This is a genomic window from Enteroscipio rubneri, from assembly GCF_002899715.1.
GTDB lineage: Bacteria > Actinomycetota > Coriobacteriia > Coriobacteriales > Eggerthellaceae > Enteroscipio > Enteroscipio rubneri.
The window spans coordinates 19663-32707 of the sequence record NZ_PPEK01000006.1 but is presented as its reverse complement, the minus strand read 5'-3'; the positions used below and the strand labels follow the sequence as shown (position 1 = coordinate 32707).

Sequence of the window (13045 nt, the reverse complement as noted above, 5' to 3'; positions counted from 1 at the left end):
CCTTGCGATTCAAGCAGTAGCGGCTTCTGCGGGGGAGTCGCTACTGCTATACAGCCCACTTCACCGTCTCGGCGACTTTTGCAAGCTCACGACGTGCTACAACTACGGCACCAGCATATAGATTCCCTTCGTTTTCAAGCGCATCCCCCACAGCGAGCAATAGGCTAGCTAAGTTGAGCAAATCGTTATACAACGGCTCCAGTTCAAGATTTAAGACGGTTGCATGCTTCTCCATTGATGGCCCTCTCTGTAACGTGTACGAATTCTGTACATGACTACAGGGAGTTACGGAGTCTTACAAGCCCCTCTGTTCCCCTCGGTTGTTCGTAAATGATCCATCAAGGTTTCATAGGTTTGACCAGGCGTTACATGTCGAGGGTTCAAGTCCCCCTCCGACCACCATCGCGTGCACCGCGCCTCTCGACTCGCTCGAGAGGCGCTTTTATTTCGCCACGCCGAGACGGACGACAGGATAGCAGGCGTGCTCCAAATCCCGCTCGATGCTTTCGACGATGATCCGGTCAGACGACGAAGTGAAACGTGCGAATCTCACCCACCTGGTGTGAGGATTCCGGCCTGCGTCAATCCTACACTGACGCCGAAGCGGCCCGATGGGAGCGGCCGCGCGGCGGGCCGACTGCCCGTCGACGTCTTGTAGGAGGGACCATGAGCACACACGCATTCGACCGCAGAAGCTTTCTCAAGGGAGCGCTCGTCGCAGGGGCCGCGACGGCATCGGGCGCTATGATCGCCGGGTGCAGCCCGCAGCAACCCACTTCGTCTTCGGAAGCAGCCGCGGTGGTAGGACCGATGACCGCCGAGGCCTACGGCAACCTCACCTGGAGCTTCGAAGTGCCGCCCGAGCCCGTAGACGATAGCCAGCTGGTCGAGACCATCGCCGACGACGTGATCGTCATAGGATCGGGTGTATCGGGTCTCATGGCAGCCGCTTCCGTACTGGGACACGGCGGCAGCTGCACGTTGTTCTCCGCCGGCACGAAGGCCGTTTCGCGCGGCGGCTCGAACCATGCGGTGGGCACGAAAACGCAGGCACGCCTTGGACTTGCCTACACACCCGATACGGTGGCCGCGCACTTCAACAACGAGATCGCACGCCAGGGCTACCGTATGGACTCGCGCAAGTGGTGGAAATGGATTAACGAGTCAGGCGAAGCTATGGACTGGGTCACCGACATTATGGAAGCTGCCGGCTACACCACCACGCTCGAACTGCCCTACGCCGACCCCAATGGCACGTTCAGCATCCCAAGCGGCGCGCACAACTTCTACGGCCCCGAGATACAGAACTCGGCTAACGACGGCGAGCCTCTGCTCACCGCGACCCTGGAGCAGTACATCCTCGACAACGGCGGCAGCATCCGCTACAACACGAAAGCCGAGTACCTCGTCCGCGAGAACGACAATACCGGACGCGTTTCCTCTGTGATCGCCACGAACGAAGACGGCGAATACGTGAAGTTCGAGGGCTCGAAGGCCATCGTCATGGCCACGGGCGACTTTTCGGGAGACCCCGACATGATGGCCAAATACTGCAACGCCTTCGCCGACTACGTCGCCGAAAGTGCTGGCGACTACGACGCAGAGTTCCAGTTCGGAGGCCTTATGCCCGGCGATGGCCAGAAGATGGGCCTATGGGTGGGGGCCGCTTGGCAGAACACCACTCCGAGCGCCCCGATGATCGGTTGGTACGGATTCCCCGCGCCATGCTCCGACCAGAACCATCCCGGAATCTTGCTTAACGTAGAAGGTCAGCGCTTCATCAACGAAGATACTACGTCGGTGTACGCAGGATACGCCATCAGCGGCCAGACCGACAAGAAGGTATTCACCGTCTGGGATTCCGCCTTCGCCCATCGGTTCGATACATGGGAGGGCCTGGGCAACAACATGGACAGCCTCGGAATCGCGCCCGTCTCCGCCGACGAGAAAGCAGCCGAGTTCGAAGCTGGCGTCGATGAGGGCACCTACGTAAAGGGCGACACCCTCGACGACGTCTTGAAAGCGCTTGCCGAGAAGGGCGGCATCGACGTAGACGTCGCAAAAGCCACCATCGAACAGTACAACGCCGATGTGGCGGCCGGCAACGATACGCAGTACCACAAGTGCAAGGACTTCCTCATCCCCATCGACCAGGGTCCGTTCTACGGGCAGTACAACCAGTTGGGCCCCGCGCAGTTCCTGTGCGTGCTCGGAGGCTTGCGGACATCGCCAAACTGCGAGGTATGCGACGAAGCCAATACGCCCATCGAAGGGCTGTACAACGTAGGATCGATGATGGGAGACACCTTCGGGACGTTCTACAACTTCCGCGTTCCGGGACAGAATCTGGGCATGGCGTGCATCACCTTCCCCTACCTGCTCGGCAAGGAGCTGGCGAAGGCGTAGACCGCCGCCCGCGGCGCAGCCTGAAGGACGCGCCGCGGGCGCGCTCGTGAGAAGTGGGATAATCTACACCCGGATCTCGGTCGAACCGGAAGCCTTGCAGAGGAGGCTTCCGGTTCCTCTTCGGCGGAGCGCGCCGGGCGCTTCGCCGAAGAGGAACCCAGGGAGGGTGCTATGAACGAAAAACGCACGCGGGCGGCGGTCGTGGGGGGATATGCGCTCCTGCTCGTGTTCTTCGGGCTGTTCGCCGGACGGGTGAACCCGCTATTCTTCGGCCAGAACATCGCTGTCACGTTTCCGCTGTACGCGCATGCGGCCGAGATCGGCCAGGTGTGCTGCCTGTTCCTTGTCGCGCTGCTTGCCGCCCGGCATCCGCAGCCGGCCGAGCGGATAGCCCCGCACGCGGCGCTCGCGCTGCTGGTCGCCGGCTACGCGCTCACCCTGTACCAAGCGGTCGGCGATTCCACGCCGCCGTTTTTGGCAAGCGTCGCAGGCGCGCTGTTCGGTTGCGGCCAGGGCGCCTGCTTCCTCTGCTGGTTTCTCGTCTACGCGCGCATGGAGCCGACCCGCGTCGCGCGCGCCATGGTGGCGAGCACGATGCTCTCGGGGGCCGTCATCCTGGCGATCGGCCTCATCCCGGATACCGTCATGCTGTTCAGCGCGCTGTCCTTGATCGTCGCAGGCTGCAGCGCGCTCATGTACTACTGCCTGGGCGCCGTGAAGACGTGCACCGACGAACCGGCGCGCCCCGCCCCTCTGCCGGACGACGGGGAGCCCTCGCGCTCCGCGCTCGCGCCCGACGGCGGTGCGCCGCCCGGGCCCACGTTGCCGCCCATCGGCGCGGGACGCCTGCCTGTAGGCCGCGGCGGATCGCCCGCGGAGGAGGGCCGGCGGTTCCTGTCGTGGATATTCATGGAGCGCCGCTCGCTTTTGTGCCTGGTGGCGATCGCCTTCGTCTGCGGCGCGCAACGCGTGATCTCTCTCGAAGGGTTCCTGCCCGACGAGGCCATCCGCACACTTTTCTCCGTCGGCTACCTGGGAGGCGCGCTGGCGTTCTGGGCAACCGGCAAGGCAGGAGGCGGAACCAGGACCTCCTACCGGACCTATTCGGTGCTGCTCGTGATCATGGCGACGTGCGGGGTGTTCTCCTCGTTCCAGAATGTCCAGGTGCAGACGGTGCTCTACGCAGTCGACAACATCGCGTTCACCATCGTGTCGATGTGCGTGATTCTGACCGCGCTCAACGCGGTGCGGGAGTTCTGGAGCAATCCCCTGTTCGTAGGCGGCATCGTGTGCGGCATCATGTACTTCTCCATCCAGTTCGGCCGAATGGTGTGCATGGCGGTGGCGGAGTTCATCGGCATGGACGCCATCGGCATCCTCATCGTCTCGGTGATCATCCTGTACGTGGTTGCGCTCGCCGCCATCTCGTCGGGCCTGTTCTCCCGTCAAGCCGCGCGAAGCGCCGGCATGGTGGGCGCGGACGGAGCCGGCAAGGGCGAAGGGTCCGACGACCCCCTGCAGCGCGTGGTCATATCGGTTGCGAACGTGACGGAGGACGAGCTGAGGAAAAACCCCGTCTACCGGCAGCAGTACAAGCTAACCGACCGCGAGATCGACGTCGCCGTGCTGCTGCTGGCGGGATACAACTCCACCGACATCGCGAAGATCCTCATGATATCGGTGAACACCGTCAAGACGCACCTCAAGAACCTGTACGCGAAAATGGCCGTGCACAACCGGCGCGAACTCATTGAAGCGCTGAACGAGATCGAGCGCGAACGGTAAGAGGCGAGGGCCGACGCCGCAGCCTGCGGAACGGTGCGAAGAAAGGAACGGACATGGATACTGCGCAATCGATCGCGGAGCGCCGAAGCGAACTGGACCGGCGCATCCGTAGCGCGCTCGAACGCCTCCTGGCGGACGGAGACGAGCGGGCAAGGCTCCTGAAGGCGGCATGCGCCGACGTGCTGCGTGCATGCGCCGACGGCCTGCGCCTACGGCATCTGCGCTCGTGCGCGAACGTAGGCGATACCGAATGCGTGCGCCTTGCCGCCCGCGAGCTGCCCCTGCGCTCGGGGCCGTACCCGCTGCACCTGCGTGGGTTCCAGCAGGCGAGCATCGACGACTTCGCCATGGAGGGCGAGGCCCTGCTCGTCGGCGCGAAGGGCGCTGTGTCCACGCGCGACGGGAAGCTGCTCGTGGTGGAGGCGCAGGGCCGCTTCTCGGCTTCGGACCAGTTTCACATCGTGCGCCCCGCCCCGGGTGATCTCCCTTACCTCCGCTGCGTGCTGGGCGCGCTCGATGCCGGCCGCTATGCCAAGGGCACGAATGCCGCCCGCGTCATCGAGCTCGCGGACCTGCGGAGCGCGATCGTGCCCTGGCCGCAAAGCGAAAAGCGACGCCAGTTCGCCGAAACGATGGGACTGTGCGAACGGATGGGAGCCGAAGAGTTCCGCGGGCTGCTCGCGCGCGCCTGGATGCTCGCGGCGCACGACGTCGCCCGGCTCGAACGCGCGGATGCGCTGCCCGCGCGCACGCCGCTGCCCCGGCCGCGCGAAGACCGGAGCGACGGCACTCCCGCGGTCGACGAGGGGGTGCTGGCCGTAGCCGACGGCCTGCTGGCCGCGCTGGCGCGCACCGGCGAGGAGCCGATCGACGTCGTGGCGTCCACCGGCAGCTCCACCGGCGGCCTCGCCGATCCCGAGAGCGTGCACCGCAGCGCGGTCTGCGTGTGCTTCCCCCCGCCTAACCAAGGGACGTGGACGAATCGGGCCGTCGATGCGGCCGATCCGCGCTGGGTCTTCAGCCCGCCGCCGCGCAACAAGGCGAACTTCGCCTGGATCCAGCAGACGGTCGCCTGCATGGAGGAGGACGGCTGCGCGCTCATGCTGCTGTGCAACGCAGCGCTGCATACGCAGAGCGGCCGGGAAGCGGCCGCGCGGCGCGCATGGGCCCGAAGTGGCCTCGTCGAAGCCGTGATCGCGCTGCCGGGCGGCCTGTTCGCCGACGGGCGGCCCCCTGCGTCGCTCGTGATCATGCGGAAGGGAAGGCGCCGCGCCGATACGCTGTTCGTCAACGCGCTCGAGCTGGGCGAAGCGCGGGGGATCGATCCTTCGGGGAACGTTGCCCGCCGTCTGCCGCGCGAGGCCGCACAGCGCATCGTCGGCGCGTTCGAGGCGTGGGCCGGCGGTTCGGGCCCCTGCGATGAGCCGGGCTTCTGCCGGGCGGCAGCGCCCGGCGAAGTGAAGGCGAACGGCTGCGTTCTGACGCCCTGGACGCACGTTTGAACCGGCCATCGCTCGCCGATAGGTCACCCCGTCGGCGGACCGTTGCCGACCAGGCTCCTGTCGGCAGACTCCCGTCGGCGGACCGTTGCCCTGCGGTTGGCCGGGCGAAGCCGGCCCGCTTCCTCCATGGGCTAGCATCGGCGCTGCGCCTCAGGCGCAGCTGTCCGCACCGATGCGAAGGGATCCGCATGAAGCCGTACTACGAGGGATGGTACATGAAGCACCAGCAGGGCGATGACGTGTTGGCTGTCATCCCCGGCCGCGCTCAAGACAGCGCGTTTATCCAGATCATCACTTCTTCGGCCTCCCATTTCGTCGCCTATCCGCTGGAAGACTTCCGCCAAGACGGCATCATGCGCATCGGCTCCAGCGTCTTCGCGCAAAACGGCATGGACGTGGACGTGCGCACTCCCGACGTGGAGCTCGTGGGCCGTCTTCGCTACCGCGGGCACATCCCCCTGCGCTACGACATCATGGGGCCTTTCGCACTGCTGCCCATGGAGACGAAGCACACCGTGTTCAGCATGCGGCATCGCGTGGAGGGATCGATCAGCCTCGACGACAGCGTCATGCGCTTCACCGAGGGGCTCGGCTACATGGAAGGCGACCGAGGCTGCAGCTTCCCTCGCTCGTACCTTTGGGCGCAGAGCATGGACTTCGCAGAAGACGCATCCGTGATGGTCGCGATCGCCGAAATCCCGCTGCCCGGCGTGCGCTTCACCGGGTGCATCGCGATCGTATGGCTGGACGGCAGAGAGTACCGGCTTGCGACGTATCTGGGAGTTCATGTCCTCGAAGCCAGCAGCACCGCCGTCCATCTTGCGCAACGCGGCCTCGACCTGCGCATCGAGCTGCCGGAGCCGCAAGGCCGCCGCCTGCAGGCCCCACAGCAGGGCGCCATGGAGCGCTCCATCCACGAAAGCCCCGACGTTCCCGCGCGCTTCCGCTTCGCGAAAGACGACCGCACACTGCTCGAGAGCCCGTGTGCGCGCACCAGCTTCGAGATCGTATCGCCCGAGGCCGCCGAACGCACAGCGTCTTTCGCCTGATATACTGAAAGCCGACCGCATGGCTCACATGAGGGAGGCCTACCATGCTCTACGACCACATCCTTGTTCCCTATGACGGCTCTGTATCGGCAAAAGCGGCGCTCGCAGAAGCAACGCGCTATGCGAAGGACGATCCCGGCGCTCGGTTGAGCATTATTCAGATCGTCGACACCGAGCTGCTGCTCGCAGAGCGTCTCAAGGCCGAAAAAAGGCCCACAAACAGCACATTCACTCCCGTTGTACCGCAGGCCGACTACGAGGCGGCCATTGCCGAGCTGCATGACGCCATCGTTGGCTTGCTGCCAGATCTCATGAACGAGCTGACCGTCGAGTTTCTCGAAGAGACAGAACCCGGCGAGCAAATTGTCGCCTATGCCGAAGAGGGCGGCTGCGACCTCATAATCATGGGATCGCGCGGCCTTGGCGCCTTGCGTGGCATTCTCGGCAGCGTGAGCAATTACGTGTTGCGAGAAGCGCACATGCCGGTGCTCATCGTCAAGCACCGCGCGGAACGCTAGCCTCGCAGGCGGCGCAAAGCGTCGTCTTGCAGTTTTCCGGGACGACCTCCGAAACGAACGAGCAGATCTTGCTGCGCGGGCGCCGTCCGAGGGTTCCCCGCGCCCGCGCAGAGAGAGCGTTTGATGAACGCAATATGCACATCGTGGACCATTGCCCGCCCTCCCCGCGAGCGCAGAGAGGTCGGATACTGACCGCAGCGCTCGGGGTAGTTATGCTTATTGAGAGAAATTCTTATTAAGCATCGTAATTGCGCAAGACAGTCGCCGACTTACGGAGTACCATATCCATCAAGGTAAGAGAAGGGATATCGCCTCTCGGCAGCCGGCTGCAAGCCGCGCAGTGCACCTCAAACCGCGCAGCGCACGGCCACGCCCAGCCGAGTGGAAACGAAGAAAGAGAGGGATCATGCCCAGCTTCCCCGATCCGTTTTCCGGAAACATCGACCGCAAAATGACCAACGCGGAGCTCATGCAGGCCTTGCGCATCGACATCGCCGGCGAGCTTGAAGCCATCTTCCTGTACGACGCGCACTGCCGCGCCACCGACGATCCGGCCGCGAAGGCCGTGCTCGCCGACATCCGCGACGAGGAGAAAGCCCATATGGGCGAACTCATCACGCTGATGCGCCACCTCGACCCCACGGAAACCGAGTTCTTCCTGGAGGGCGAAGGCGAAGTGCAGGAGCAGCTGGCCGAACTCGGCATCGTGGCGGACGGCGAGATCGCCGCGGCTCCCGCCGAGCCCGCCCCCGCCCCCACGGTCGGCGACTTGTCGTAACCGACGTTTCCGCCGGTCGAGCGCGAATGTTTCACGTGAAACATTCGTTCGCCGCCGGCGTTCGCCTCACCATCACCGAAAGGAGTCCCTCATGGATTACCTGGCACGAGAATCAGCCGACCTGTCGGTCGAGCTGTGGAACCGCATCGACGACGCCGTCGTCGGCACCGCCCGCAAGCACCTGACCTGCCGCCGCTTCCTCAAGACGCACGGCCCGCTGGGCGTGGGCACCACCACCGTCGCCGTCGACAGCGTGGCGAAGGAGGAAGTGCTCGAGGATGGCATCGGCCGCATCGTCGGCCGCACGCAGCTCGAGCTGCCCTTGTTTTACGAGGACTTCACCCTGCTCGGACGCGACCTCGACCTCGCTGCGCGTAGCGGCATGCCCGTCGACCTCGCACCCGCCATCGCCGCTGCCAAGAGGGCCGCGCGCCGCGAGGACAACCTTGTGCTGAACGGCAATGCCGCACTTGGCGTCGAAGGCTTGCTCAACGTGAAAGGCGCCGGCACGATCAAGCGTCGCGACTGGAGCAAGGGCGAGAACGGTTTCGCCGATGTAGCAGCCGCCGTCTCGCAGCTGGCGAAGACTGGCTACCTGGGCCGCTACGCGCTGGCCGTCGCTCCAGACCTATACCTTGGCCTGCAACGTCTGCAGCCGAACACCGGCATGCTCGAGATCGACCGCGTGCAGAAGCTCATCGGCGACAACGTGTTCATGACGAGCGTTATCGCCCCCGGCCAAGCCGTGCTCGTCTGCGCCGAACCGGAGTACCTGGATCTCGCTCTCGGGTTGGACCTCTCGGTGGGCTACCTGGAGTTCGCCGATTTCAACCACACGTTCCGCGTCATGGAAACGACCGCCCTGCGCGTGAAGGACCCCGCTGCCATCGTCGTGTTCGCGTAACGCGTGTAGCACGCTTGAAGTTCGCGCGCGACACGCCTGAAAGTCCGTGCAATCATCCCGCAATCGAAAAGAGCCGGCTGTGCGCCGGCTCTTTTCGCTTTACCTCGCCGCAGCACCGCGACGGCATCGCTTTGACGGCCGGAAAGCAGCTTAAACCGAGCCTATTCGACTTTTTTATCATTGCGCTGCTGATGGCGTGTGATCAGAGTGCGCCAGATCACGTAGACGCCCAGGACAAACGCGCCGAGATAACCCAGAAAGCCGAGCAAGGGAACCTCGAGCAACTGCGGCTGCATGTTCGTCTGGGCGATGAGGCTGGAGCCTACGAAGAGACCTGCCGAGATAAGCGCGAGCGCCACGGTGCCGCTCACCGAGTACAGTGCCGCTATGAAATCCTTCGGCATGTTGAGATCGGCTCCCACCTTCATGTACCCGCGATCGATCATATCGAGCGTATGCGAAAGCTGGGTGGGCAGGCGCGTCGTGGCCTCGGCCGCTGCGGCCGTTGCCATGAGCATATCTTTCGTCTTGGCTATCGCATGATCGAACGTGAACGCCTGCTTCTTTACGTGATCCGAGATGATGTCCACGATGCTCGTCTTCGGGGAAATATCCACCAGCACGCCTTCGATGGTCACCGCGCCTCGGGCTAGCATCGTAAGCGACGAGGGCAGCGTGAGGTTTTGCGAACGCAGGATCTCGATGACGTCAAGCATCGCCGTCCCCACATTGATATCGGCCAGACTCACCGACGCGTACTGCGCCAAAAGCGCGCTCAGCTGGTCCAGCAGCAGACTGTGATCGACGGGACCACGCGCCTTGGCAAGCGTGAGCAGCGCATCCTTCAGCGCGAACGGGTCGTTCTGTACAACCGCAAAGAACATCTTGCCCACGATAGCGCGCTCGGCATCCGACAGCTCTCCCGTCATCCCAAGGTCGATCCACACGATGTCATGGTCGCGCACGAGAATGTTGCCCGGATGCGGGTCGGCATGGAAAAACCCGTTGTCTATGAACTGCGTGACGTAATTCTCCGCCAGTCGCCGACCCAGCTCAGCGGGATCGTCCCCTTGGATGCGCAGCCGGTCTACGTCGTTGATCTGCACGCCCTCGATATACTCCATGACCAGCACTTCGTCCGAGCCGTAGGCGGGATACGGAACGGGGCTCGTCACGCCCTGCTGATCGGCTATTTCGGTATGGAAGCGCTCGAGGTTGCTCGTCTCGACGCAGAAATCCAGCTCTTCGGCCGTCGTGCGCTCCAGCTCGTCCACCAGTTCGTCGATCGTGAGCATCATCTCCCCCGCCACGTGCGTCAAGCCCGCCAACGCCAGCGCATGACGAACAAGCGTCAGATCCTCGGCCATCTGCTCGACCACGAAGGGTCGACGAACCTTCACTGCCACCACGGCCCCGTCTCCGGTGGATGCCCCGGCCGCGGTCTTGGACCGTTCGGGTTCGGCGTTCGTCGGTACCGGCTCGCCCAAACCTTGGGCCAAACGGGCGCAATGCACCTGCGCCACCGACGCGGATCCGAGCGGCTCCTGTTCGATTTCGGCGAACGTCTCCCGCCACGGATGCCCAAGCGAGTTCTCAATGATTTCCACGATGGTTTCGAACGGAACAGGCGCCACATTGGCGCGCAACGCCTTGAAGGCATCGGCGTACGCTTTCGGGATGATGTCGCTGCGGTTCGATGCGATCTGCCCCATCTTCACGAACGTCGGGCCGAGATCCTCGAGAATGGCCGTAGCCTTCTCCGGCGTGAGGCCCGAGTAGGCTTGATGGGTGCGCAGAATAGACTCTATCTCGCGCATGCGCTTGCCCGACGTCTTGTCGTCGAGAGTGACCTGCACCGCCTTCATGACTTCGCGGAACGTGGGCATGGGACGTCGCCTCCTTATGGACTAAATCGCCCCATCCTACCATGATGCGATTCTGCGAGACGTACCTGCAGCAAAACAGTGATCGAGTCTCAAGGGAATCTTGAACAGACGTACACGGTGGTTTCGACAGCCGCGCGCGTCCCGCGTTTTCGGACTGCCGGAATCTGTACGCGTTCTCCGCTTTCGAGCCTTCGCCGACTGCGCACTTTTCGCGCTTGCGGCCGACTTCCGGCGACCGCTCGTGTTCCGCGACATCGACGCCTTGACGTCACGATGCGCGTGCTATGATGCATCGCTATGACGCAGAGCACCTCTCATACCGCCCGCCCAACATGGGTCTACAAGGCCTCGCTGTTGCTTGCGGCCGGTATATGGGGCCTGGGCACCGTCGTTATCAAGTCAACGGTCGACACGCTTTCGCCGAACTGGCTGGTCGGGATGCGTTTCATGGGCGCGGGAATCGTGCTCGCCCTCGCGCTCCTCCCCCGGCTCAAGCGCTTGCTCGACGCCGATCATCTGGCGAAGGGAACGATCCTTGGTGTATTCCTGTATTTCTCGTACTGGTGCAACACCTGGGGGCTCACCGATACCACGGCATCCAACAGCGCGTTTCTCACCACCATGTACTGTGTGATCATCCCGTTTCTGCTGTGGGTGCTCACCGGGCAGCGCCCAACCCGCTTCAACATCGCAGCCGCTCTTGTATGCGTTGCAGGCGTTGGCTGCGTGTCGCTGGCGGGATCGACCGGATTCGCCATACGGTTCGGCGATGCCGTGACGTTGCTCTCGGCGGTGTTCCTGAGCTTCCACGTCATCTGCACCTCGAAATTCGCATCCGGTCGCGATATGCTCGTGCTCACTGCGGTGCAGTTCGTGGTCGCAGGAGCGCTCGGCCTCGCTGCGGGAGCGGCATTCGAACCCATTCCCTCTTTTGCCACCTTGGGCGCGGATGCATACATAAGCATTATCTACCTCGCCGTGTTCGCGTCGTGCATCGCGCTGCTGTTGCAGAATGTAGCCGTCGCTCATGTGGACCCCGCTCCCGCATCGCTATTCCTTGCAACAGAGTCGGTGTTCGGCGTTCTATTCTCCATGGTATTTTTGGGCGAGGTGCTTACCAAGCCGCTGTTCCTCGGCTTCGCGCTCATTTTCGCCGGCATCGTGATCAGCGAATACCTGCCTTTGCGCGCCGCACGACGAGAACGCGTTCGCAAAGCGAACGACGTACGTACTCCAGATGCTCCGGACCGCGCATTCGAGCAAGGCGAAGCCGAAAACCCTCTTGGCGGTCAAAAATGAAGTTCAGACTCAATTTCTGTTGACATTGCTCGCTTAGGCATCTATTATAAGTTCGCACTCAGAATTGAGTTTCGTCTTTTACCGAAAGACGCGGGACGAGGGGAGTCGCACGATGGCGGCGAGAACCTATATTCGCAGTTCGAAAACGCGACAGCACATTTACCGCGTCGCATCGAATCTGTTCCTCGAAAAGGGATACGAGGCCACGACGCTCAAAGACATCGCCGAAGCCGCTGATGTCTCCACTGGAACGCTCTACCGCTACTTCCCGTCGAAGGGCGACTTCCTTGTCGAAATCGGTCGCGCGTCGGTCGAGCATCTCACCGCATTCGCAGAAGAGCTGCCTGATGACATGCCGGTGATCGAAGCGGTGCTTGCTGTGCTCCTTGAAGACATCCATGGTACCCAACACGTGTTTTTCTCGCCGGAGTCCGATGACGGCTCATCCCACCAGCGTTACGCCAACGACATCCGTATGGCTTACAACTGCGAGATATACGCCAGCAAAGAGCATCTTGATATCGAGCTCGCCACGCGTGCAGCCCTATCAGCCATCTACGCGGGCATCATCGAGCGCGCCAAGGAAGACGGCTCGTTACGACTTTCAGGCGACAGCGCCGTTATGGCCCAGATCATCGTTGCTATCTTTTTTCGCGAGCTCGACAAAGGCATGTACCGCTACGACTATCCCTACGAGATGAAGTTTCGCGAAAAACTTGCCATCCTGTTCGAAGGGAGGGTGCAAGCATCGAACGACGATGCGTTGTAGACGCCGATGAGGAAACCCGCCTAACCGCCACACCCGCAAACTCATACGATCAGCGCCTCGCGAGGGCTGAGAAACGCATGCCCTCGCGTCGGGCGAACCTGCCGGCTCAACCGAGCCGTTAGGAGAGCATGTCGAACATCCCTGCGCAC

General features: G+C 63.0%; 11 protein-coding genes. 9 read left to right on the top strand and 2 right to left on the bottom strand.

Annotated features, from left to right (window positions below):
• Positions 1–46 precede the first annotated feature (46 nt).
• Entirely contained in the window at positions 47–235 is a 189-nt protein-coding gene (locus C2L71_RS11920; protein WP_129588480.1) for a hypothetical protein, read from the bottom strand.
• Positions 236–666: 431 nt separating this feature from the next.
• On the opposite strand from C2L71_RS11920, the gene C2L71_RS06350 reads away from it, so the two are divergent.
• The 7 genes from C2L71_RS06350 (at position 667) to C2L71_RS06320 (ending at position 8942) form a co-directional block, all read left to right on the top strand.
• The gene (locus C2L71_RS06350) at positions 667–2406 is read left to right on the top strand and encodes an FAD-dependent oxidoreductase (protein WP_103264950.1); all 1740 of its coding nucleotides are present in this window, start codon (positions 667–669) and stop codon (positions 2404–2406) included.
• Between the two features lie 171 nt (positions 2407–2577).
• Positions 2578–4191: a helix-turn-helix transcriptional regulator gene (locus C2L71_RS06345; RefSeq protein ID WP_103264949.1), complete on the top strand. Its 1614-nt coding sequence runs from the start codon at positions 2578–2580 to the stop codon at positions 4189–4191.
• Positions 4192–4244: 53 nt separating this feature from the next.
• The gene (locus C2L71_RS06340) at positions 4245–5693 is read left to right on the top strand and encodes an N-6 DNA methylase (RefSeq protein WP_103264948.1); all 1449 of its coding nucleotides are present in this window, start codon (positions 4245–4247) and stop codon (positions 5691–5693) included.
• A gap of 188 nt (positions 5694–5881) precedes the next feature.
• Positions 5882–6742, top strand: coding sequence for a stress response protein nst1 (locus C2L71_RS06335; RefSeq protein WP_103264947.1), 861 nt, complete (start codon positions 5882–5884; stop codon positions 6740–6742).
• Between the two features lie 44 nt (positions 6743–6786).
• Positions 6787–7260, top strand: coding sequence for a universal stress protein (locus C2L71_RS06330; RefSeq protein ID WP_103264946.1), 474 nt, complete (start codon positions 6787–6789; stop codon positions 7258–7260).
• A 406-nt stretch (positions 7261–7666) separates the two neighbouring features.
• Positions 7667–8038, top strand: a complete 372-nt coding sequence (locus C2L71_RS06325; protein ID WP_103264945.1) for a demethoxyubiquinone hydroxylase family protein — start codon at positions 7667–7669, stop codon at positions 8036–8038.
• Between the two features lie 91 nt (positions 8039–8129).
• Positions 8130–8942: a family 1 encapsulin nanocompartment shell protein gene (locus C2L71_RS06320; protein ID WP_103264944.1), complete on the top strand. Its 813-nt coding sequence runs from the start codon at positions 8130–8132 to the stop codon at positions 8940–8942.
• Positions 8943–9103: 161 nt separating this feature from the next.
• Here C2L71_RS06320 and C2L71_RS06315 read toward each other — a convergent pair whose 3' ends face one another.
• Positions 9104–10828: an ABC1 kinase family protein gene (locus C2L71_RS06315; protein WP_103264943.1), complete on the bottom strand. Its 1725-nt coding sequence runs from the start codon at positions 10826–10828 to the stop codon at positions 9104–9106.
• A 297-nt stretch (positions 10829–11125) separates the two neighbouring features.
• On the opposite strand from C2L71_RS06315, the gene C2L71_RS06310 reads away from it, so the two are divergent.
• On the top strand, positions 11126–12127 hold the full coding sequence (locus C2L71_RS06310) for a DMT family transporter (protein WP_103264942.1): 1002 nt from the start codon (positions 11126–11128) through the stop codon (positions 12125–12127).
• Between the two features lie 112 nt (positions 12128–12239).
• Positions 12240–12896 (top strand): TetR/AcrR family transcriptional regulator, encoded by a 657-nt coding sequence (locus tag C2L71_RS06305; RefSeq protein WP_103264941.1) that lies wholly within the window; start codon positions 12240–12242, stop codon positions 12894–12896.
• Positions 12897–13045: the final 149 nt, after the last annotated feature.